The organism is Methanothermobacter defluvii, from assembly GCF_003385755.1.
Taxonomy (GTDB): Archaea; Methanobacteriota; Methanobacteria; order Methanobacteriales; family Methanothermobacteraceae; genus Methanothermobacter; species Methanothermobacter thermautotrophicus.
In genome coordinates this window covers 887,446-908,903 of sequence record NZ_QREL01000001.1, presented here as the reverse complement: position 1 = coordinate 908,903, position 21,458 = coordinate 887,446, and the positions used below count along the sequence as shown (strand labels likewise).

Here is a 21,458-nt window from a genome sequence, read left to right as displayed (position 1 = left end):
AGAGGGGATTTAATGGAAAGGGATCTTACCTTACTCACCGCACTGGTTGCAGGGGGCGTTATAGCTGTGAGTCTCCTTGCAGCCATCATGCAGAGAATGTCTGTGGCTCTTATAACAATCCTTGGAGTGCTGTTCACGGTTCTTCTGCTCCTGGCGGGCCGTGAAGGGTTCTCCAGGTTCTCAGAGGACCTCGAGAGGGCAGCATTCTTTGCGGTGCTTGCCATGTTTATAGTATCATTCATAATACTTTACAGACCATTATAACTGGAGTTCACTGGTGATAATCTTGTATGAAATATACCTGGTATACACGGTTTCCTTTATCGCGGGCTCGGTGATAGGCCTGCTGCTCAGTTACAGGAAGTACAGGGAGCCCTTCGTGGATGAAAAGATCGATCCACTGGCCCTTGTGGTTGCAGTGGCAGGGTGGACTGTCCTTGTGAATGCAGGGCATCTGCCCCTCACTGATCTCATGAGGACGGCCGGGCTCTTCATGGTGGCCCTGGTTGCAGGGATGAGGCCGGGCTACGGTAGATACGAGACCCTCACAGGGGCTATCCTGGCCCTCCTGATCTGGCTGATTTCAGGGACTCTGGGGTGGTAATCAATGGATGAAGGAGAACTAATGAGGCTGATGAAGAGGAGGATAATTGAGAGTTACCGCTGGCAGGAGGATGTTGTAAAGCCACTATCCAGGGAACTTGAAATTGACGTTGAGGAATTCCAGGACATACTCATGGACAAATTAGACATGTCGAGCCTGGAGGCCCTCCACCCCAGGTTCGAGTCGGCAAGGCCGAGGTGTATCAGGGAGAAGCTCCACAGTGACCTCCAGCTCTGCTGGCTAGTTGATGTCATGGAGATCATAAGTGTGGATGATGCCGAGGCCCTCAAGGATGAGATCACAGAGCTGGTCCTGGCAGGGAGGGAGTACTCCGAGGCCCTCAGTGAGGGCAGGAGGAGGCTCCATGAGATACTGAGATCATGATGAACTTCAATCAATAAAGAGCAAATGCTGAGGTAAAGAAATGTTGGATGCCCTTAAAAGTATTCTGAGGAAAACATCAATCCATGTATGCCTTGTAAATACAGGGGGGTGCAACGGCTGTGATATAGAGGTCCTCGCACTCCTCTCACCAAGATATGACCTTGAACAGTACGGTATATACGTCCACCAGAACCCCAGGGAGGCCGATGTCATACTCGTAACCGGTGCAGTTACAGAGCAGTGGAGGGAGAAACTCCAGAGGATCTACCGCAAGGCACCGGAGCCAAAGATAGTGGTGGTCCTGGGTAACTGTCCAATATCCGGTGACGTATTCAACCAGGAGGGTGGAAGCGTCTATGCACCGGTCTCCGACTTCATACCGGTGGATGCAGAGGTGCCCGGCTGCCCGCCCAGGCCATCAGAGATACTTGAAGCAATACTTTCGGTGGCGCCCGGGGCCATAGCAGAGAGGGGGAAGAAGAGATGATACTGCCACTTGGACCCATGCACCCTGGATACAAGGAGCCCATAAGGCTCAAGGTGAAGACCAGGGGTGAAAAGGTTCTCAAAGCCGAAATAGAATACGGATACGTTCACAGGGGAATAGAGAGGGTTATGAGGAACAAGACCTGGCAGAAGGCCATCTACCTCTCTGAACGCGTCTGCGGGATATGTTCATACATACACACACAGACCTTTGCAGAGGCCTTTGAGGCCATATCAGAGGTCGAGGCACCCCCAAGGGCACAGTTCCTCCGTGCATTAACAAACGAGCTTGACAGGATACAGAGTCACCTCATCGCAAATTCAACCTACTTCAAGGCCCTGGACCATGAGACCATGTTCATGTACATGCTGGCCCTCAGGGAGCCTGTAATGGACGCCATCGAGCTCCTGACAGGTAACCGGGTCAACATGGGCTGGAACGTGGTGGGTGGCGTGAGGATGGACGCCTCAGAGAGCCACCTGTCAAGGATAAGGGAGATCATAGTTGACCTTGAAAGAGAGTTCGACCGCTACGTTGAGATGTTCGAGCACGGCCCACTCATAGGCCTCAGGTCAAGGGAGGTCGGTTACATGAGCCAGGAGGAGGCAGAGAAGGCCAGGGCCGTTGGACCTATAGGGAGGGCCTCGGGTATAAGGTATGACTTCAGGGAGGACCACCCCACCTACAGGGACCACCTGGACTTCAGGACCATCTGGAGGGACGATGGCGACAACTTTGCAAGGGTCATGAACCGTTTCGATGAGATCAGGGTCTCAATTGACCTCATAAAGCAGGTCATAGATAACATGCCGCGGGGACCCGTCAGGACGAAGGTTGACGTGAAGGCGGGTTACGGTGAGTGGAGAAACGAGGCCCCCCGGGGAGAGGTGGCCTACATGATTGAGACCAACGGCAACCTCATAAAGAACATATCCATAAGGACCCCGAGCATAATGAACATTGACGCCTGCGCAAAGTACATGCTGAGGGACGTGGCAACCGTTGCAGACGCCGTTGCAACATATGCAAGCGCTGATCCATGCATAGCATGCGCAGAGAGGGTCATGGTTGTTGATGAAGAGAGGGGGGAGAGGGAGATACTCCTCTAATAAATGCGTGATGTTGATGTCCTATGTCCTCTGTAATATGGTACCTTTACGAGTTTGCCCGTAAGTCCTGGGCAGAGAAATTCGCCAATGCACACACAGAACACGAGATCCTTGAAAAACCAGAGAGATTCAGGGATTTCCCCACAGTTAAGAGGGAGTACTGCATAGGCTGTGGGGCCTGCACAACGGCCTGCCCTGCCCCTGGCGCAATAAAACTGGTCCGTGACACCGACACGGCTGAGGAGGAGGGTCAGACTTACCCTGTCATAGTCAGGGGTGCGTGCATCAGGTGCGGCTTCTGCGCCGAGGTCTGCCCCACCGACCCCAAGACAATTGAATGCGGAGAGAACCACCTCATAAGGGAAGAGTTCACCATAGTACCCTCAGAGAAGCTCTATGTCATAGATGACTACCTATGCATACGCTGCAAGAAGTGCATGAAGGCCTGCCCGGTGAATGCAATAACCGAGAAGGATGGCAGGGTCGAGGTTGACCAGGGCAGGTGCATAGCCTGCGGTGAATGCCTTGAGAAGTGTCCTGTCAAGGGCGCCCTCAAGGTGATACACGTCGCCTACGTCGAGGAACAGAAGATGGTCATAAACCTGGCGGTCAATGAACTGGAGTCAGCCATAGAGGAGAAGAGCGAGGATATAAAGAAACTCGAAGCCGAAGGTGTCTACAGGATGAATTACCCCCTGAAACCCCTCCTCGAGAGGGCCCTTGAGGTCCTCCCGGATGAGGAGATAGTCAGGGACCTCCTCGAGAAGATAACAGACCGCCTCAAGATGCGCATCATAACATGGAGCCCCGAAAAATGTGTGCAGTGCCGTTTATGTGTGGATGAATGCCCATCAGGAGCCATAACCTACTCAGAGGATGAAGGAATCGTGAGGGACCCTGATAAGTGTCTCAGGTGCAGCACATGCTACCAGACATGCCCCTTCGGTGTTGCAGGGTACTACGTTGCAAGGTTCCTCATAGATGAATCCAATGGAGAAGAGATGATAAGGATAACCATAAAACCGGCGGCTCTTCCTGTAAAGCGATGAGGAGATGATAAAATTCCAGCTGCAGCAAAACCCGTGAAGCCCCTGAGGGAAGTTGACGTTGACTATGATATTGACAGTGAGAAGTGCAGGGAATGCCCTGATAAGCCGTGCCTCAGCTCATGCCCGGTGGACGCGATACACCTGGACCCTGACACCGGCGAGGTTGAGATAGACGACAAATGCTTTGGGTGCGTCCTCTGCAGGGAGGCCTGCCCCTACGATGCCATAAAGATGAGGACAACCATGGCAGAGCCTGTCAGGGAGAACGTGCCCGTGATAAACCCCAGGATCTGCAGGGGCTGCGGTGCCTGTGTCTCAGCCTGCAGGACAGGGGCCATACACCTGGTGTCATCGGGTGAAACAGGGGTCCACAGTGAGATAGACGAGGATAAATGTGTCCGTTGCGGTTACTGTGCAAGGGCATGCCCTACAGAGGCCATAAAGTACGGTGAGATCCTCCCCAGGTCAGTGGTGGGGGGTAAGGCCGTGGTGATTAACCAGAGGGACTGCATAGGCTGCATGACCTGCACCAGGGTCTGCCCCTCAAGGGGGGCCATAAAGGTTGGTAAGATCAACAGGTTACCCTACATAGACCCCTCCTACTGTGCAAGGTGCGAGGAATGCATGGACGTATGCCCCTCAGCAGCCATCAAGTACTCCTCAAGGAAGAGGGCCTACGAGAACTTCTCAAAACTCAACAACCTGGAGATAGCAGGGGAGATACTTGAGAGGGAATCAGAGAAACTCGTGAAAAACCTTGGAAGGATGGACTCTGTTCTGAGGGCCGTGAAGAGAAGGTTCTCAGCTGACAGCCCCGAATACAGTGTGGATGTCACCGATGAAATAAGGGATGGCATAGAGGAACTCGTGGACTCCAACCTCCAGATACATGAACTCAACCACATAATAGACTTCACCAAACCCGCGAGGAGAATAAGGGTACTCGAGGACAGGTGTATAGGGTGCGGGCTCTGTGTGGATGAGTGCCCGGTGGGTGTCATAGAACCGGAGGTCCCGGCCCCCGTGAAGATACTTGATGGCTGTGTTTTCTGCGGAAGATGCGGGGGCGTATGCCCGGTCGATGCCATCGAGATCACAGAGGAGGGATTCAGGGCGAGGGATGGCAGGATATACCTTGAGAGGAGGGTCCTGACAGGTCCGAGGAGGGGTTCGGTTGAGGTCGACCACATGGTCTGCCAGAGGTGCGGTGTATGCGTTAACCACTGTCCCGTTGATGCCATGACCCTCAATGCTGAGGTTGAGGTCGACGCTGATAGATGCATACTCTGCGGTGAATGCCAGGACATATGCCCTGTAACAGCGGTCAGGCTGAACCTGGAGGATGATAATGTTGAATAGGGTTTTCGTAACAGACTGCGAGGGTCCCATCTCACTCAACGATAACGCCTTTGAAGCTGCAGCCCACTTCATACCCGACGGTGACAGGTTCTTCAGGAAGGTGAGCGAATTTGATGACATACTGGCCGACGAGATCCGGAGGCCGGGCTACAATGCAGGGGACACCCTCAAACTGATAGTCCCGTTCCTAATAGCCCACGGAGTCACCGATGAGAAGCTGAGGGAGTTCTCAGAGAGGACCCTGAGACTCGTTCCCGGGGCTGATGAAACCCTGAAACTTGCAGGGAGGCTCATGCCATCCTATATCGTAAGCACAAGCTACAGACACTACATCGAGGCCCTCTGCAGGCACCTTGACTTTCCCCTGGAGAACACCAGGCACACCACCCTCAGCCTTGACGTGGAGATCCCAAATGAGGAGAGGGAGGCGCTGGTGAGGCTACGCGAGGATGTCATCGAGGGGGACTTTGAGGACCTGGATGAGATATTCTTCCACCTCATACCTGGCATGGAGGCCGGGAAGATACTCGACGGGGTGAAGACCGTTGGCGGGGACGGTAAGAGGGTTGCCCTCATGGAGATCCTCTCTGAACTTGAACTGCCCCCGGAATCCGCCATGTACGTGGGTGACAGCATAACCGATGTTGAACCACTCAGGGAACTCAATGGGAGGGGCCTTGCGGTGTCCTTCAACGGTAACCGCTACGCCCTCAGGGAGGCAGAGGTGGCGGTCATCTCCACCGACTCAAGGGCCCTCACCCCCCTCATAGACCTTCACTCAAGGTTCGGGAGGGACTACATCCTGGAATTCATCAGGGCCTACTCTGAAAACCCTGAAAGGGCCCTTGAATCATTCAGGATAGACTTCAGGGTGGTGGATGAGTTCAGGAGAGTGTTCAGAGGGGACTACCCGATCATAACGGTTATTGAGGAGGCAGAGGACCTCCTGGACGCAAGCATGGAGGTCAGAAAGAACATCCGGGGAGAGGACGTCGGATCCCTCGGCTGAAGCCCTGGATGTGCTTACATTAAGCATGGTTGTGATGCTCAATGGAGATTAACGGAACACTGATCGAGGATACATTCTCTGAGGCCTTCACAGGGAGATGTGTGAGGGCCACCATAACGGCCCGTGACATGGAGACCGTCAGGAGGGCGGCCCTTGATGCAACCGCAACCCCCGGTGCAGTCATAGGGAGGGTTGAGGGTGGTGTTGAATCCTTCCTGGGAGGCGAGGACACCCCCGACGGCAGACCCGGGGCCGTGGTCCAGTTCTACTATGCCCTGGATGACATGGAGAAATTCCAGGTCGAATTATCCTACCGTATAAGGCAGGACATACTGGTGAAGCCCTTCACAGCACTCTACAGCTCCACCCCCGACCCGGATGGATACCTGGATATGATGAAGCATGTGGGACACTGCGGTGATGGCTATGAGTGGGTGGAGGAGTTCAATGGCCGTGAAATGATCAACGTACCGGTAGCCGTCCCTGACTTCAAAATAGAATCAAGGATGGGCTACAGGGAGGCCATCATGGGGGCCAACTTCTGGTACATGTGCAGGGATCCCGACACAGTACTGGAGGCAGGCAGGGCCGCCATAAGAGCCATAGATGAGGTTGAGGGTGTTGTGACGCCCTTCGATATCTGCTCCGCAGCATCAAAGCCAGAGACAAATTACCCCTGGATAGGCCCCACCACGAACCACCCCTACTGCCCGAGCCTGAAGGAGGTGCTCGGTGACGAGTCCAGGGTCCCGGAGGGCGTCGGGTACATACCAGAGATAGTCATAAACGGCCTTACAATGGAGGCCCTTGAGGAGGCCATGAGGGCCGGGATAGAGGCTGTCTGCAGGTACGATGGGGTCCTGAGGGTATCTGCAGGTAACTATGACGGTAAACTGGGGGACCACAGGATAGACCTACACGGTGTTCTGGGATGAGGTTCGATGCGGTGGGCCTTGGAGCCCTCAACATGGACCAGCTCCACATGGTTGAGAGGATAGCAGGCCCGGATGAGGAGACCTTCGTGAGGGGGCTCGTTGAATCCTGTGGGGGCTCAGCAGCCAACACCATGATAGGGCTCTCAAGGCTCGGTCTCAGGACGGCCCACATAGGTAAGGTCGCCGATGACAGGGAGGGGGGACTCCTCAGGAGGAACCTCTCATCTGAGGGGGTCAAGGATTTCACCGTCGTAGCGGATACAGGTAGAAGCGGCCGTGTGATGGGCTTCGTTGACCCTGACGGTAACAGGGCCCTCTACGTTGACCCCGGTGTCAACGACACACTCAGGGTGGATGAGGTGGCTGATGAGGCCCTTAACACAGAACTGCTGCACCTCACATCCTTCGCAGGTGATGGCATAAATGTCCAGGTGGACGTCATTGAGGCACTGGATGAATCCGTGACCGTCAGCCTGGATCCAGGACACATCTACGCCTCAAGGGGAGTATCTGAGCTGTCAGATATCCTCGAGCGCACCGACATCCTCCTCACAAACCAGAGGGAACTTGAGCTGATGACAGGGTCCGCTGACCCTGAGGAGGCAGCATCACTCCTGGGAATCGGGGTGGTTGTGGTTAAGATGGGCGCCCGAGGCGTCAGGGCATGGGACGGTGAGTCTGTGATGGTGGATGCACTGAGCACCGAATGTGTTGATACGACGGGGGCCGGTGACGCCTTCAATGCTGGCTTCATATATGCCTGGCTCGAAGGCTTTGGCCTTGAGGTTTCATGCCGCTTTGGAAACTACATAGCATCACGGTGTATCGGAGGATACGGTGCCACAGAATCCCTCCCCGGGCCCGGGGCCCTGGATGTCCTCAGGAGGTACGCTGAGGGTTGATCTTTAATGTGCTGGATCCGGGAATCTGGGTGTGCTGAGGCCTGATCTTGATCCCGTGAACCGGAAAAAAATTTAAGTAAATACGTTTAAAAGGTAATAAAGGGTTGTGTTAACTCTTGAAGCTTGAAAGGATGCAGGGGTTGTATCATGGATATCATCTTTAAGAAGAAACTGGAGGACCTCCGGAGGGATGTTGCACTAAAGTCGATGGACCTTGAGGAGAGACCTGAGGACGTTGATGTGGAACTTGCAAGCTGCAGGGTTCTGGACAAATTCATAGACATAACACCGAAGTGTGTAAGGTGCAATCTCTGTTTTGAGGAGTGCCCTGTGGACGCCATATCAGAATCATCAGCATCAAAACCTGCAAGGATACTTGATAACTGTGTTAAATGTGAGATATGCGCCCAGACCTGCCCTGTGAGGTGCATAAACGTTGTTGAGAGCACCGCCACCATCGGTGACGAGGACGTCACCTACAACCTGGAATACGTCAGGATCCCCCACCGTCTGCTCCGGATGAAGAACATAGAGGTCACAGATAGATGCACTGCATGCGGGACCTGCACCAGGTTCTGCCCCACAGGTGCAATTCAGTTAGATAAGGAGATCGCGGTGGTCGATGAATCCATCTGCATTGGCTGCGGGGCCTGCGTCAACGTCTGCCCCTCAGATGCGGTGGAACTTGAGAGGGAACTGGGCCCTGTGATTGAGACCCGTCGGCTCCTGGTTGACCAGGATGCCTGCGTCGAGTGCCTTGTCTGTGAGGAGAACTGTCCCACCGGGGCCATAAGGATTGAGGATGGAGAGGTTGTGGTTGATAAGGATAAATGCATTCTATGTGAGGTTTGTTCCACAAGGTGTCCTGTGGCAGCACTGAAACTGGAGAGGTTGGCAGATGAAAGTTAAGGAGATTATGGATAAGGAGTTTATAGCAGTCTCCCCTGAGGATCGGGTTGTTGATGTCTCACTGAAGATGGAGGAGACACGTAAGTTCACAACACCCGTTGTTGATGGGGATGGGAAGCTCGTTGGATGGGTTACAAGCTTTGACGTGATGCGGGGACTCCGCGATGGACTTGAACTCGTCTCTGACATCATGCAGCCACCGGAGAGGATAGTTCATGTAAATGAAAACGACCCGGCCAGGCTCGCCGTCCTGGAAACAGCCCATCACAAACTGGTGAGCATCCCGGTCCTGGATGACAGTGGAAGGGTTGTGGGGGTTGTGAGGTCATTCGACATCGTTGAGACCCTCTCCCAGCTCTATGAGATCAAGGTGTCCAAGATATTCGAGGCCATGAACGGGGAGCTCAAGGGTGTGAGCTGGGATGAACTCATGGAGGCAGCTGCCATAATAACGAGGAGGCGCACCGGTAAGAGGATAAAACCGAAGGAGTATGAGGAGAGGATCCGGAATTCAACCTTCGGTGAGGCCATATGGGCAACAGGGGGCCTTGAAAAATTCTTTGTCGGTCTGATAGCCATAGGTGAACTTGTCATTGCAAGGAAGATTGCAAGGGCGAGGAAATAATCACCCACCCCTATAACTTTTTGGAGATCATGTTTCTCTTATGATACCCAGTGGCCATGTTCTGTCTGTCTGTTTAGGTGCCTCCACTATTCTTTTAGCCTGCCCTTGCGGAATAGTTCCTCTCTCTTTATTCTTGGTACCCATATTGATCCATGAACTCGAGTCTCTAATCGCGTCTTCAGGATCATCTTGTGGTGCTGAGTTCTATTTAATCCCGGATCTAATGGTTGAATGGATTTTGAAGCCTTCTTAACCACCATGACCCTGTAAGATTTATTACCCTCTTTCACCATAATACTCTTGAGGAACCACTCTCCTGCAGGTATTAGAGTCTGATAATCAAAAAGTTTGTGTTTCAGGGGCAATGGAGATTAAAGTGCTAGAGAAACTTGCGGAATTTTTTGAAGAGAAGGATGAAGTGGATTTAGCCTATCTTTTCGGCTCCACTTCCAGAGGGGATAAGGGGAAACTGGGTGATTTTGACATTGGAGTTCTACTACGGGAGCCCCTGGAAGAACAGGGGATGTTACAGTTTCAACTGAAATTGCTTGATGATCTTGTATCCCTGCTTAAAGCAGATAAGGTTGATTTGATTATCATGAATGATGCGCCACTCTCCTTAAATTATAATATCATAAAAGACGGCATACTCCTGAAAGATGATGAGGAAAAAAGGATAAAGTTTGAGAAAAATATCATGTCAGAGTATCTGGATAGGAGGTATTATATGGACAGGCATGCGAGAATAGCCATCAAAGGGATAGCCCAGCAGGGATTAATATGAAAAATGAGATCTCATCAAAATTAGAGAGATTAGGGGAATACCTGAAAATATTGAGGGGTTATCAATCCCATACCCTGGAAGATTTGAAAAATGACGTCACTTTAAGGGGAGCTGTTGAAAGATACCTGGAGGTTTCCATAGAATCCTGCCTTGATATTGGAGAAATGATCATATCACAGGAAAGGGCCAGAAAAACCAGAAACCTACAGAGAGGTAATAGAGATACTCGGGGAAATAGGAGTTTTACCAGAGGATTTTGTGGATAAATTCGCCCCAGCTGCAGGTTTCAGGAACCTACTGCTTCATATGTACGCAGAAATAGATATTGAAAAGGTCTATGGATACCTGCAAAACAACCTGGATGATATAAACAATTTTGCAAGGTTCATCGCAGAATACCTTAAAAAATCATGAAACAGGGGCCATGGCTGCTTTCCTTTTCTCACAGTATTCCCCTGTAATGATGATTCAATATCATGATGGGGCCTAGCCATCTGATGCCATACCTTTTTATTATCTCCTTCTCACTCTACCTTCTGCCAGAAACCGGCACCCTTTATAACCTGGAGGTCCATGATTCACCAGTTTTCCTGCTCACTGAAAAAACTGGTCTGTGGGTTCAGAGTCTCACCTGGGTCATATCTCAGCACAATATTAAGAAACATTTATATGATATGAACACACATGAATGTGTATTCATATGTTCAGGTGAATCCTATGGGATGTGAATGCAGCTCATGTTCCCCATCAGGGAATGGTAATGAAATACTGGTTATGGCAGCATCGGCAGCACTCCTTGCAGCAGGGATCCTCCTTGACCTCCAGGGAAGCATGATATCAGTTCCCCTCCTCATTGCAGCGGTTGTAGCTGCAGGATACAGGATATTCCCGGCAGCAGTCAGGTCAGTACTCAGGGGCCACTTCACGGTGCACGTGCTCATACTCATCGCAGTCATCGGTGCCATCGCACTGGGTGACTACACTGAAGCGGCCCTCGTGACCGTCCTCTACCACATAGCAGAGTACCTCGAGGAGTATGCCCACAGAAGATCACACAGATCCGTGGAATCCCTCATAAAACTCAGGCCCAGAACCGCGAGGGTCCTTGATGGAGGGGAGAGGATCATGGGGGTCGAGGATGTTGAGGAAGGAAGCACAATAGGGATAAAACCAGGGGAGACGGTACCCCTCGATGGAACCGTTAAATCGGGGACCTCACAGGTTGACCAGTCCAGCATAACAGGTGAGTCCCTCCCTGTTACCGTGGGGGAGGGTGACCAGGTATTTGCAGGTACACAGAACCTTGACGGGTACCTGGAGGTTAAGGTCACAAGGACCTCCGAGGCGACCGTACTCGCAGGTGTCATTGAAACGGTCAGGAGATCTGCTCTCAGGAGGTCCAGGAGGGAGAGATTCATTGAACGCTTCGCATCAATCTACACACCCACGGTAACTGGTCTTGCAGCCCTCACAGCACTCATACCGGTACTCACCGGAGGCGACCCCCTCACATGGATATACAGGGCCCTGGTGCTGCTGGTCATCTCATGCCCATGCGCACTCCTCATATCAACACCGGTCGCCATGGTCTCGGGAATGACAGCTGCGGCCGGGAGGGGAATCCTCATCAAAGGTTCAGAGTTCCTGGAGAAGATGGCCTCCACCGGATGCATCATATTCGATAAGACAGGGACCCTCACCGAGGGAAGACCAGAGGTGATTGCTGTTGAACCGGAGGAGAGGAGGGATGAGATACTCAGAATAGCAGCATCCCTTGAGAGGAAATCCGGACACCCCATCGCAGAGGCCATAGTGAACTCATACAGTGGCAGAACAGTGGACGTGACAGACTTCAGGTCCATCCCGGGGAGGGGTGTCTCAGGTTACATAGAGGGTGTGAGGTACACCCTTGGAAGCCCGGAAACTGGAGGTGGGAATCCAGATAGAGGTACGGAGGTTCAGCTAACAGGACCGGAGGGTGTTATAGGCGTCATAAGACTCAGGGACAGCATCAGGAAATCCGCAGGGAGGATCACAGGGAGGCTCAGGGAGCGGGGTATCGGTACTCTGATGCTCACCGGTGACACTGAGGACTCTGCAGCGGCGGTGGCTGCTGAGATCGGTGCTGAAAGATACCGTGGGGGCCTGCTGCCAGAGGATAAGATGAGGATAATACGTGAACTGAGCTCCAGGAAGATCACGGTGATGGTGGGGGATGGTGTTAACGATGCACCGGCACTTGCAGCGGCGGATGTGGGTATAGCCATGGGTGTCAGGGGATCGGACGTGGCCATTGAAACCGCAGATATAACCCTGGTGGAGGATGACCTTGAAAGGATAGATGAGCTCATTGACATCAGCAGGAGAACCATGGATATCATCAGGGTTAACACAGGGTTAACCGTTGCAGTGAAGCTTTCCCTGGCTGTTCTCTCTGTCGCTGGCCTCGTACCACTATGGGTTGCTGTTGCAGTGGGTGATATGGGCCTTTCCCTTTTTGTTATAACAAACAGTCTGCTCCTTGCGAGGTTCTAGTAACGGTGTTATAACAAACAGTCTGCTCCTTGCGAGGTTCCGGTGTCAGTAAGAACCCCTTAAATTAATTTTAAATCCTAAAAAAAAAAAAATAAAATGGTGGTGCTGGACCACCATTAAAAGGGAAGGCTGGCGTATATTCCCTTGATCTTTGCTGTTGCAGTGTTCCAGCTGTTCACAGCACCGAGGCTATTTTTTGAGCTCGTGGCATCTGCAGCGTACCATGTGTCACCCACAAGCACCTGTGCCCACACATGGCCGTAGGTGTTACCTGATGTGAAGGTGCAGGTTCCATGCACGTACCTGGCGGCAAGACCAGCGGTCCTGAAGAGGGCCACCAGGAGGTGCGAGTGATCCACACAGTTACCTGTCCTGTATTTGAGTGTACCCGTGGCACCGTACCTTGTGTTGTAGTAGAAACTGTAGCTTATCCTGTCACGCACCCAGTTGAATATCGCTGTCGCCTTATCCCATGCACCGGTTAATCCTGCAGTCAGGTTTGCTGCCAGTGATTTAATTGCCGGATCATTAACCTGACAGTTTGCTGTTGCAGCAAGGTACTGGGAGGTGCTCTCACCGGTGAAGGGATCGTTCTCGGCTCTGTTCCTGAGTGATGCTGTGGGTGCTGTTGATGCACTGATCTTTTTGATGGTGACGTAGTTTGGTAGTCTGCTGTTGTCCTTCTGGAATTTGAGGATCCTTGCAACCGCGTAGACAAGGTTGTCACTGGATATCTTCCCTATGTTCGAACTCACGTAATTGGGTGCTCTTCTGTTGCTGTTTATGAATTTAAGTACACTGGATGCCAGTTTGAGATAAGCTGACTTTGAGAGCTGTCCTGTGGCTGAACCTGAAGGGTTCGGTGCGTTGCCAACTGTGCGCAGCGTCAGTGAGACTGTGGACCCTGCAAGTTTCAGAAGGTCCTTCAGCATGAGGTCAAGGAACTGGGCGGTACCCAGCTTCTGACCACCCACTGAAACCGTCGCCGGCAGTTTACCGTAGGTTTCAATGTATTTTACAAGTTCTGCTGCAGATTCCCTGATGGTCACAGACGTTATGCCTGCACTGTCACCTGCAGCCCTCACTGTGCCGGTGGAGTTCTCCGGGTTCACAGCCACTGAACCGGGTGAACCGCTGGTGCCATTAACCTCCAGCAGACCTCCCGATTCTGTGACCGTTTCATCTGCCTCTGGGGTAGAGGGGGATTCATTCTTCCCGGGATCACCGGGGCTGCTCTGTTTCCCTGTATCTACAGATCCTGTTTCACTTTCATTCATGAGTTCACATTGATTGTACTCTGAACACTGTTCCTCCACCATGCATCCAGCCACGGATGCTGTGTTATCAGCTGCCACTGCATAACCTGCTGTATTAATGAGTAGTATGCATGCAAGTAGCATGCACACATATCTCATGCCAACCGAAATTTTACCGCCTCCAATCCACAGTGCCCGGTAGGGTCACTGTGACATTAAAAACTTGAATCTCAAATCATATATAAATATTGCGATTTTTCAGCCCAAAAAAAGACATATATGAGCTTTTTAAATTAAAATAGACCGTCAGAGAGCTTTTTATTTTTGAGATAAATGGATATGCTTGATCAATGCCCCTACTGGACTGATAGACAATCTAAGATCCCAGATCCACTTTCTGGACACACAAAAAATTTTAAATGGCGATAGGATTTCCATCGAATCCCATTTTAAATATAAAGGTCTCTTTAAGGGGATTTAAGGATGGGCCGGGGTGGGGCCAGACCATGGTGGAGTTACATGAATAATTCAGAGTATCCATCAAGGAACCACAGCCCTCTGAACACAAATTTAAGGGTTCTCAGGGGATATAAAGACCTCCAGAACCCACAGGGGCCTCATCACAGAATCATGGATTGAAGGCCAGTTTTCGACAGGATCCCGGCCCAGGTTTTTACAGGCGCATATCTGTATGCAGAGGGTTTGAATTCGCTGTCTTTCTCCTCAGGTTCATGCAGGGATCACCCCCCTGGATTCCGGGTTAAATTTATTACCCCTCCCCGGTAATAGATAAACGGTGATATAATATGATGACACCCGAGATGATGGATGCAATTGAAAAGGAGCTGGTTTTTGTTGCAACTGCAGATGAGGAAGGAACCCCCAATGTTGTTCCAATAGGCTTCGCCAGACCCCTGGATGAGAGGACCATCCTCATCGCAGACAACTACATGAAAAAAACCATAAGGAACCTCCACGAAAACCCCAGAATAGCACTGATACCACAGAACGCAAGGGAATGCCCCTACCAGTTCAAGGGAACAGTTGAAATATTTAAATCCGGAAAATACTTTGACATGGTCGTTGAGTGGGCACAGAACGTAATGACAGAACTTGAACCAAAATCAGCCATACTCATGACCGTGGAGGAGATATACTCAGTAAAACCGGGGCCAGAGGCCGGTGAAAAGGTGGCCTGAGCTCACAGAAGTGACCGCGATGTGCGCCATTGCAGGGTTCAGGGGTGATGACGCCCCGGTAAAGGTACAGGAGATGTTAGATGTCCTCAGACACCGGGGCCCTGATGCCACAGGGATCTACCATGACAGCAGGATAGTGATAAGGACAGCGACGGGGGAGGATGTAAAGGAGGCCCCGCAATCAGCTGAGATTGCAGTGGGCCATAACCTCCTCTCAATCGTGGGAGGTCCTCAGCCAGTATCAGGGGACGGCGTACTGGTATTTAACGGCGAGATATACAATCAGGAGGAACTTAACTGGACCGGCAGCGACTCTGAACTCATCCTGGACCTCATAGAGGGCCACGGCGGGGACCTGGAGGATGCGCTGCGTTTCACGGTTAACAAGATAGACGGTGACTACGCCTTCGCCTACACAGACGGCGAGAACCTTGCAGTCGTCAGGGACCCTGTTGGTGTCAAACCCCTCTACCATTCAGGGGAGGCCTTCGCATCCGAGAGGAAGGCCCTCTGGAGGATAGGTCTGAGGGATGTGGAGACCCTGTCACCGGGCCATGCCATGATAAACGGCGTGAAGGTGAAGCTGAGGGGACTCCCCAGGGTGGAACCCTCAGATGCAGAACCAGAGGAGCTGAGGGAGAATCTCAAATCAGCTCTGAGGGAATCGGTGGAGAGGAGGGTTAGAGGTTTGGATGAGGCTGCCCTGGTATTCTCGGGCGGCGTTGACAGCACACTGCTGGCGGTCCTCCTTGATGAACACATCGATGTGAGGCTCTACACCGTGGGGCTCCCTGGTTCCAGCGACCCTCAGTTTGCATCCAGGGCTGCAGAGGACCTTGGAATGGAACTTGAGGTCCTGGAGGTTACAGAGGATACCATCAGGGAGGCCCTTCCCCATGTCCTGGGGGCTATAGAGGAGTACAATCTCATGAAGATCGGCGTTGCAATGCCCCTCTACCTGGCGTCTGAAGCCGCCTCTGCAGAGGGATACAGGGTCATGTTTTCTGGTCAGGGTGCAGACGAACTTTTCGCAGGATACCACAGGTACAGGCGCCTCCTGGCTGAGGGAAGACTCGAGGACGCCCTCAGGCATGACCTTGAAAACATCCACCATGTTAACCTTGAAAGGGATGACGCGGTTACAATGGCAAACTCGGTGGAGCTGAGGGTCCCCTTCCTCGACCTTCAACTGATAGGGGTGGCCCTGACCATACCAGCAGACCTCAAGATACTGGGCCCGGAGGATGAACTGAGGAAGCGCATACTCAGGGAGGCGGCCCTTGAGATGGGGGTCCCCGAGTACATTGCGATGAGGCCCAAGAAGGCGGCACAGTACGGTTCAGGGATAGATAAGGTCCTTCGGAGGAGGGTTCTCCCGGGCTTTGACCATGAGGCCTTCCTGAGGGGGCTCATGGAACCCTATGAATGATCAGGAGCTGAAGGTGTTTTAACCTATGGTCTGCAGTGCTCATCCTGTCACATAGGATCCATGTTCCCTCTGTTGAATCTGAGGCCATGTTTTTTCTCTCTGTGACCGGTCTCTGTGGCAAGGTTTATATCATTGTAGCACGATAGACTAAGCCTTATATCACTGCAGCACCATAGACTTTATGTGTTTCACATTTATCCATCAAGTTGAGAGGAGTCTGATATGAAGATAGAGAAAGAGGCTGAGAAGATCCTTGAGGAATTCTCAAGGGCCCTTGAGGAGGTCCCTGAACTCGAGGAAACATACTACATAGTGGATAATCTTAACAGGACCAGGGAGGATGAGGAAGAAAAAACAAAACCCGGGAAGATCCTCAGAAACGCCCCGGTCGATGATGATGGCAACATAGTCGTTGAGAGGGGTGAATGGACCCAGTAGGTGTTTCAGATGCGGTTAAACCTGGTTATTGAACTCAGAGACGCCCCGGGGCAGCTGGTGTCAGTGCTTGAACCCCTGGGAAGTACCGGCGTGAATATAGTGACGGTTATACATGAGAGAGACCGTGAATACGGTCCGGTGGTGCCCGTGCAGCTCACGGTGGAGGGTGACAGGGAAACACTTGACGCAGCCATAGGCAGGCTCCAGGAGCAGGGTGTTAACATCATTGAGATGGACGGCGCCCCCCTGAGGGAGAAATTCACCACCATACTCATAGGTGACATTGCAGAGGGCGACCTTCAGGAGACGGTGGAGGCCGTGAACAGCGTCCAGGGCGCCAGTGTACTGGACCTCTCCCTCAGAATGTCAGAGGGCAGATCAGCAGCCAGGATAACCGTTGAAGCAGAACACGGCAGCAGGGATGAGGTCCTGAGGAGGATCAATGAAGCCGCCATGGAGAGGAACCTCCTGCTTGTAAGCGAGGTCTAGGTGAGGGTTATGAGGATATGTCTTGTTGGACTGGGAGCTGTTGGTCAGGGATTCCTCAGGGCCGTTCAGATGAAGGGCGAGTATCTGAGGGAAAGGTATGGCCTCGACATAAGGTTCACAGGAGTCGCGGATTCATCAGGAGCCCTCCACGACCCGGATGGCCTTGACATCAGGGGGATACTCGAGCACAAGAAGCGGGCCGGCCTGGGGTCATATCCCTCAGGATACGAGGGGATGACCGGAGATGAACTCCTTGATGAGGCCGAATATGACTGCCTGGTGGAGGCAACACCAACAAACATAGAGGACGGCGAACCCGGCAGGTCACTGGTCCTGAAGGCCATGGGTGAAGGGAAGCACGTTGTAACATCAAACAAGGGGCACCTGGCCCTTTTCTACTCTGAACTCATGGAGGCGGCCTCTGAGGCAGGTGTTGAGTTCATGTTCGAGGCATCGGTGGGGGGTGCCATGCCCATAATAAACCTTGCAAGGGAGACCCTCGCATCATGCACCATAGAATCGGTGATAGGTATCCTGAACGGTACCACCAACTTCATACTCTCCAGGATGGCCTCTGAGGGATCATCCTACAGGCAGGCCCTCATTGAGGCCCAGGAGCTGGGCATTGCAGAGACAAATCCTGCCCAGGACGTTGAAGGTACTGATGCGGCCTGCAAGGCTGTGATAATCGCCAATTCAATCCTCGGAAGGCCATGCACCCTCAGGGATGTCAGGGTCGAGGGGATCACCGGTATAACCCAGGGGGCCATTGAACTGGCAGCCCAGGAGGGGTACCTCATAAAACTCATTGCAGAGATCTCAGGGGACAGGCTGGAGGTCGGACCCAGGCTGGTGAGAATGGGGTCACCCTACGCCGTGGACGGGACACTGAACATGGCCACCCTCAGGACAGACCTTGCAGGTGAGGTGACAGCTGTTGGACGTGGCGCAGGATCCCTTGAGACGGCCTCGGCCATGCTCACAGACACCATCACAATATGGAGGAAGTCTGGAGGGCGTTAAACGCCTTTACGGTTCTTTTCAGTGATAACCATGAAACATGTTATTCTTGTTGGAGATGGAATGGCGGATTACCCCCTTGATGAACTCGACGGTAAAACACCACTGCAGGTGGCAGATAAGCCCAACATGGACCAGCTTGCAGGGATGGGTGCGTGTGGTCTTCTAAGGACAGTCCCGGAGGGGATGGAGGCGGGTTCAGATGTTGCAAACCTCAGTATAATGGGCTACGACCCCCGCAGGTACTACACCGGGAGGGGCCCCCTTGAGGCTGCGAGCATAGGTGTTGAGCTGGGCGATGATGATGTGGCATTCAGATGCAACCTCATAAACGCTGATGAGAGGATCGTGGACTTCAACGCCGGGCACATAGAAACAGCCGAGGCGTCAAGGCTCATAGATGCCCTCAATCATGAACTTGAAACCAGCGGGATGTTCTATGCCGGTGTGAGCTACAGGAACCTCTTTGTTATAGAGGGGAGGGGCTACACCTCGGTGAGGGTTGAGCCACCCCACGACATAGTGGGGGAGTCTGTGGCCGCACACCTCCCCTCAGGCTCGGAGGAGGCAGACCATATAAGGGAGCTGATGCTGGAATCAGCAGGCGTCCTCAGATCCCATGAGGTGAACCTTAAAAGGGAATCCATGGGTAAGAGGCCGGCCACCATGATCTGGCTCTGGGGACAGGGTTTAAGGCCATCAATGGAGCCCTTCAGTGAAAGGTACGGTATTAAAGGTGCTACAATAACTGCGGTGGACCTGATAAAGGGCCTGGGCGTATATGCGGGTCTTGAAAACATCCATGTCCCGGGGGCCACAGGTTACCTGGACACAGACTACAGGGCCAAGGGCAGATACGCTGCCGGGGCCCTTGAGGAATACGACTTCCTCTACGTCCATGTTGAGGCACCCGATGAGGCAGGGCATGCCGGTGACGCTGAAGAGAAGATAAGGGCCATAGAGAATATAGACCGCTTCGTCCTCGGAAGGTTACTTGATGCGCTCTCAGACCATGAGCACAGGATAGCGGTCCTCCCGGATCACCCCACACCCATTGAGATCAGGACCCATGTACCCGACCCCGTACCATGCATCCTTGCAGGTGACGGAGTGGATGCTGATCAGGTGAAATCCTATGACGAGTTCACAGTCAGGGAGGGGTCCCTGGGCACATGGGAGGCCCACAGGCTCATGGAAATCATGATGGACCCGCCTGCCCGGTTAAGGCAATGAGTTTTTAACATCCTAATCACATATATTGACCCATCAAACTAATCTGAGGAGTTGGTTCATCTGGCCAAGTACATCGTTGTAACGGGAGGAGTTGTAAGCTCTATTGGAAAGGGAATAACAGCAGCATCAATAGGCAGGATACTCAGATCATATGGATTATCTGTGACAGCCATAAAGATAGACCCCTACCTGAACTGGGACTCAGGGACCCTCAACCCCTACCAGCACGGTGAGGTCTTTGTAACCGATGATGGAATGGAGACAGACCTTGACCTGGGCCACTATGAGAGGTTCCTGGACTCTGATCTCCCTGGTGAGGCCAACATAACGACCGGAAAGGTCTACATGTCCGTCATAAATAAGGAGCGGTCAGGGGATTACCTGGGCTCCTGTGTACAGATAATACCACACATAACCGACGAGATCAAGTCAATGATAAGGAAAATCGCTGATAAAAGCGGTGCTGAGGTGGTACTGGTGGAGGTCGGGGGTACGGTGGGTGACATAGAGGGTCAGCCCTTCCTGGAGGCCCTCAGGCAGCTGAGGAACGAGGAGGGTCATGAGAACGTCATGTTCGTCCATGTGACCTACGTCCCATATCTGAGGGCTGCAGGGGAATTTAAGACCAAACCGACACAGCACAGTACAAAGGAGCTCAGGAGTACGGGTATAAACCCTGATATGATCATCTGCCGGAGTGAGATGCCAATAGACTCCTCACTCAAGAGGAAGATAGCCCACTTCTGTGACGTTGAGGAGGAGGCTGTGGTGAACGCCCCCGACGCATCATCAATCTATGAGGTCCCCCTGGTACTTGACAGTGAGAGGGTGGGGGATTACATAGTCCGCAGGATAGAACTGGATGTTGATGGTGAGGCAGACCTCAGTGAATGGGCAGGGATAGTTGAGTCACTCATGATAGATGAGCCGGTGGTTACCGTTGGAATAGTCGGCAAGTACGTGGAGCTTGAGGACTCATACATAAGTATAAGGGAAGCCCTCAAACATGCAGCGGCACACCTACGGGTAAGGGTTGATATTGAGTGGATAAGTGCCGATGATGCAGTAAATGAGGAGGACCTTTCACGTCTTGACTCCATACTCATCCCTGGTGGATTTGGTGAGAGGGGAATCGCAGGAAAACTTGAGGCGGTCAGGTTCGCCCTTGAAAACAGTGTTCCCATCTTCGGCATATGCCTGGGCATGCAGTGCATGGTCATAGAATTCGCAAGGCTCAACGGCATGGAGGGTGCCAACAGCACAGAGTTCGACCCGGAAACCCCCTACCCTGTCATAGATATGATGGAGGAGCAGAAGAGGATAAAGAACATGGGTGGTACCATGCGCCTCGGCTCCTACCAGTGCAGGATAAGGGAGGGTACACTGGCACATGAGGCCTACGGCACCGAACTCGTGGGTGAGAGGCACAGGCACAGGTTTGAACTCAACAACGAATTCAGGGAGGAACTGGAGAGTAAGGGCCTTATAATCTCAGGAACATCTCCGGACGACTTCCTCGTGGAGATGGTTGAGATAGAGGATCACCCATGGTTCCTCGGATGCCAGTTCCACCCAGAGTTCAGGTCAAGACCAAACAGGGCCCATCCACTCTTTGTATCCTTCCTGAGGGCCGCCCTTGAAAAAGGCCGTTAATAAAGCGGTAAAATCTTTTTTTATCTACCGTTACATCTTTAGCAGGAAAA

The 21,458-nt window shown here is 52.5% G+C and carries 24 protein-coding genes; 23 read left to right on the top strand and 1 reads right to left on the bottom strand.

Features of this window, described 5'->3' with window-relative positions:
- Positions 1-12: 12 nt before the first annotated feature.
- The 16 genes from C7452_RS04775 (at position 13) to C7452_RS04695 (ending at position 12,691) form a co-directional block, all read left to right on the top strand.
- Positions 13-264 carry a hypothetical protein gene (locus C7452_RS04775; protein ID WP_010876033.1) on the top strand — a complete coding sequence of 84 codons (252 nt, stop codon included), beginning with the start codon at positions 13-15 and terminating at the stop codon, positions 262-264.
- 13 nt (positions 265-277) lie between these two features.
- Positions 278-604 carry an energy-converting hydrogenase subunit EhaL family protein gene (locus C7452_RS04770; RefSeq protein WP_115892387.1) on the top strand — a complete coding sequence of 109 codons (327 nt, stop codon included), beginning with the start codon at positions 278-280 and terminating at the stop codon, positions 602-604.
- Between the two features lie 3 nt (positions 605-607).
- On the top strand, positions 608-988 hold the full coding sequence (locus C7452_RS04765) for a DUF1959 domain-containing protein (protein ID WP_115892386.1): 381 nt from the start codon (positions 608-610) through the stop codon (positions 986-988).
- Positions 989-1,028: 40 nt separating this feature from the next.
- Complete coding sequence (locus C7452_RS04760) at positions 1,029-1,475, top strand: NADH-quinone oxidoreductase subunit B family protein (protein ID WP_115892385.1); 447 nt, start codon at positions 1,029-1,031, stop codon at positions 1,473-1,475.
- On the top strand, positions 1,472-2,584 hold the full coding sequence (locus C7452_RS04755) for a hydrogenase large subunit (protein ID WP_115892384.1): 1,113 nt from the start codon (positions 1,472-1,474) through the stop codon (positions 2,582-2,584). Before C7452_RS04760 ends, C7452_RS04755 begins: the two co-directional genes overlap by 4 nt.
- A gap of 23 nt (positions 2,585-2,607) precedes the next feature.
- Positions 2,608-3,633 carry a 4Fe-4S binding protein gene (locus C7452_RS04750; protein WP_115892383.1) on the top strand — a complete coding sequence of 342 codons (1,026 nt, stop codon included), beginning with the start codon at positions 2,608-2,610 and terminating at the stop codon, positions 3,631-3,633.
- A 33-nt stretch (positions 3,634-3,666) separates the two neighbouring features.
- Positions 3,667-4,992, top strand: a complete 1,326-nt coding sequence (locus C7452_RS04745; protein ID WP_115892382.1) for a 4Fe-4S binding protein — start codon at positions 3,667-3,669, stop codon at positions 4,990-4,992.
- Complete coding sequence (locus C7452_RS04740; RefSeq protein ID WP_245942841.1) at positions 4,982-6,001, top strand: energy-converting hydrogenase A, subunit R; 1,020 nt, start codon at positions 4,982-4,984, stop codon at positions 5,999-6,001. The genes C7452_RS04745 and C7452_RS04740 overlap by 11 nt, the downstream gene beginning before the upstream one ends.
- 41 nt (positions 6,002-6,042) lie before the next feature.
- On the top strand, positions 6,043-6,936 hold the full coding sequence (locus C7452_RS04735) for a formylmethanofuran--tetrahydromethanopterin N-formyltransferase (protein ID WP_115892380.1): 894 nt from the start codon (positions 6,043-6,045) through the stop codon (positions 6,934-6,936).
- Positions 6,933-7,838, top strand: coding sequence for a carbohydrate kinase family protein (locus tag C7452_RS04730; RefSeq protein ID WP_115892379.1), 906 nt, complete (start codon positions 6,933-6,935; stop codon positions 7,836-7,838). Before C7452_RS04735 ends, C7452_RS04730 begins: the two co-directional genes overlap by 4 nt.
- A gap of 147 nt (positions 7,839-7,985) precedes the next feature.
- Positions 7,986-8,747 (top strand): 4Fe-4S binding protein, encoded by a 762-nt coding sequence (locus C7452_RS04725; RefSeq protein WP_048060810.1) that lies wholly within the window; start codon positions 7,986-7,988, stop codon positions 8,745-8,747.
- Positions 8,737-9,372: a CBS domain-containing protein gene (locus C7452_RS04720; protein ID WP_115892378.1), complete on the top strand. Its 636-nt coding sequence runs from the start codon at positions 8,737-8,739 to the stop codon at positions 9,370-9,372. The genes C7452_RS04725 and C7452_RS04720 overlap by 11 nt, the downstream gene beginning before the upstream one ends.
- Positions 9,373-9,748: 376 nt before the next feature.
- Positions 9,749-10,156, top strand: coding sequence for a type VII toxin-antitoxin system MntA family adenylyltransferase antitoxin (gene mntA, locus C7452_RS04710; protein WP_245942840.1), 408 nt, complete (start codon positions 9,749-9,751; stop codon positions 10,154-10,156).
- The gene (locus tag C7452_RS09165; protein WP_245942839.1) at positions 10,153-10,422 is read left to right on the top strand and encodes a DUF86 domain-containing protein; all 270 of its coding nucleotides are present in this window, start codon (positions 10,153-10,155) and stop codon (positions 10,420-10,422) included. Before mntA ends, C7452_RS09165 begins: the two co-directional genes overlap by 4 nt.
- Positions 10,373-10,570: a HepT-like ribonuclease domain-containing protein gene (locus C7452_RS09160; protein ID WP_342769719.1), complete on the top strand. Its 198-nt coding sequence runs from the start codon at positions 10,373-10,375 to the stop codon at positions 10,568-10,570. The genes C7452_RS09165 and C7452_RS09160 overlap by 50 nt, the downstream gene beginning before the upstream one ends.
- Positions 10,571-10,873: 303 nt before the next feature.
- The gene (locus C7452_RS04695; RefSeq protein WP_010876050.1) at positions 10,874-12,691 is read left to right on the top strand and encodes a heavy metal translocating P-type ATPase; all 1,818 of its coding nucleotides are present in this window, start codon (positions 10,874-10,876) and stop codon (positions 12,689-12,691) included.
- A gap of 116 nt (positions 12,692-12,807) precedes the next feature.
- Here the strand turns inward: C7452_RS04695 and C7452_RS04690 are convergent, their stop codons facing one another.
- Positions 12,808-14,106: a pseudomurein-binding repeat-containing protein gene (locus C7452_RS04690; RefSeq protein WP_115892377.1), complete on the bottom strand. Its 1,299-nt coding sequence runs from the start codon at positions 14,104-14,106 to the stop codon at positions 12,808-12,810.
- Between the two features lie 647 nt (positions 14,107-14,753).
- On the opposite strand from C7452_RS04690, the gene C7452_RS04685 reads away from it, so the two are divergent.
- The 7 genes from C7452_RS04685 (at position 14,754) to pyrG (ending at position 21,408) form a co-directional block, all read left to right on the top strand.
- A complete protein-coding gene (locus C7452_RS04685) occupies positions 14,754-15,146 on the top strand; it encodes a pyridoxamine 5'-phosphate oxidase family protein (protein WP_010876052.1) in 393 nt (130 codons plus the stop codon).
- On the top strand, positions 15,130-16,575 hold the full coding sequence (gene asnB / locus C7452_RS04680; protein WP_245942838.1) for an asparagine synthase (glutamine-hydrolyzing): 1,446 nt from the start codon (positions 15,130-15,132) through the stop codon (positions 16,573-16,575). Before C7452_RS04685 ends, asnB begins: the two co-directional genes overlap by 17 nt.
- A 222-nt stretch (positions 16,576-16,797) precedes the next feature.
- A complete protein-coding gene (gatC, locus tag C7452_RS04675) occupies positions 16,798-17,013 on the top strand; it encodes an Asp-tRNA(Asn) amidotransferase subunit GatC (RefSeq protein ID WP_115892376.1) in 216 nt (71 codons plus the stop codon).
- Between the two features lie 9 nt (positions 17,014-17,022).
- A complete protein-coding gene (locus C7452_RS04670) occupies positions 17,023-17,502 on the top strand; it encodes an ACT domain-containing protein (protein ID WP_048175280.1) in 480 nt (159 codons plus the stop codon).
- The gene (locus C7452_RS04665) at positions 17,503-18,525 is read left to right on the top strand and encodes a homoserine dehydrogenase (RefSeq protein ID WP_115892375.1); all 1,023 of its coding nucleotides are present in this window, start codon (positions 17,503-17,505) and stop codon (positions 18,523-18,525) included.
- Between the two features lie 30 nt (positions 18,526-18,555).
- On the top strand, positions 18,556-19,755 hold the full coding sequence (locus C7452_RS04660) for a cofactor-independent phosphoglycerate mutase (protein WP_170130290.1): 1,200 nt from the start codon (positions 18,556-18,558) through the stop codon (positions 19,753-19,755).
- A 51-nt stretch (positions 19,756-19,806) separates the two neighbouring features.
- Positions 19,807-21,408, top strand: a complete 1,602-nt coding sequence (pyrG, locus tag C7452_RS04655; protein ID WP_115892373.1) for a glutamine hydrolyzing CTP synthase — start codon at positions 19,807-19,809, stop codon at positions 21,406-21,408.
- The last annotated feature ends 50 nt before the right edge of the window (positions 21,409-21,458 follow it).

Excerpts from the sequence above, each read along its gene's own strand:
- C7452_RS04775 (WP_010876033.1), top strand. The coding sequence starts at position 13 with ATGGAAAGGGATCTTACCTTACTCACCGCACTGGTTGCAGGGGGCGTT.
- C7452_RS04765 (WP_115892386.1), top strand. The coding sequence starts at position 608 with ATGGATGAAGGAGAACTAATGAGGCTGATGAAGAGGAGGATAATTGAG.
- C7452_RS04760 (WP_115892385.1), top strand. The coding sequence starts at position 1,029 with ATGTTGGATGCCCTTAAAAGTATTCTGAGGAAAACATCAATCCATGTA.
- C7452_RS04755 (WP_115892384.1), top strand. The coding sequence starts at position 1,472 with ATGATACTGCCACTTGGACCCATGCACCCTGGATACAAGGAGCCCATA.
- C7452_RS04750 (WP_115892383.1), top strand. The coding sequence starts at position 2,608 with ATGTCCTCTGTAATATGGTACCTTTACGAGTTTGCCCGTAAGTCCTGG.
- C7452_RS04740 (WP_245942841.1), top strand. The coding sequence starts at position 4,982 with ATGTTGAATAGGGTTTTCGTAACAGACTGCGAGGGTCCCATCTCACTC.
- C7452_RS04735 (WP_115892380.1), top strand. The coding sequence starts at position 6,043 with ATGGAGATTAACGGAACACTGATCGAGGATACATTCTCTGAGGCCTTC.
- C7452_RS04730 (WP_115892379.1), top strand. The coding sequence starts at position 6,933 with ATGAGGTTCGATGCGGTGGGCCTTGGAGCCCTCAACATGGACCAGCTC.
- C7452_RS04725 (WP_048060810.1), top strand. The coding sequence starts at position 7,986 with ATGGATATCATCTTTAAGAAGAAACTGGAGGACCTCCGGAGGGATGTT.
- C7452_RS04720 (WP_115892378.1), top strand. The coding sequence starts at position 8,737 with ATGAAAGTTAAGGAGATTATGGATAAGGAGTTTATAGCAGTCTCCCCT.
- C7452_RS09165 (WP_245942839.1), top strand. The coding sequence starts at position 10,153 with ATGAAAAATGAGATCTCATCAAAATTAGAGAGATTAGGGGAATACCTG.
- C7452_RS04695 (WP_010876050.1), top strand. The coding sequence starts at position 10,874 with ATGGGATGTGAATGCAGCTCATGTTCCCCATCAGGGAATGGTAATGAA.
- C7452_RS04690 (WP_115892377.1), bottom strand. The coding sequence starts at position 14,106 with ATGAGATATGTGTGCATGCTACTTGCATGCATACTACTCATTAATACA.
- C7452_RS04685 (WP_010876052.1), top strand. The coding sequence starts at position 14,754 with ATGATGACACCCGAGATGATGGATGCAATTGAAAAGGAGCTGGTTTTT.
- gatC (WP_115892376.1), top strand. The coding sequence starts at position 16,798 with ATGAAGATAGAGAAAGAGGCTGAGAAGATCCTTGAGGAATTCTCAAGG.
- C7452_RS04670 (WP_048175280.1), top strand. The coding sequence starts at position 17,023 with ATGCGGTTAAACCTGGTTATTGAACTCAGAGACGCCCCGGGGCAGCTG.
- C7452_RS04660 (WP_170130290.1), top strand. The coding sequence starts at position 18,556 with ATGAAACATGTTATTCTTGTTGGAGATGGAATGGCGGATTACCCCCTT.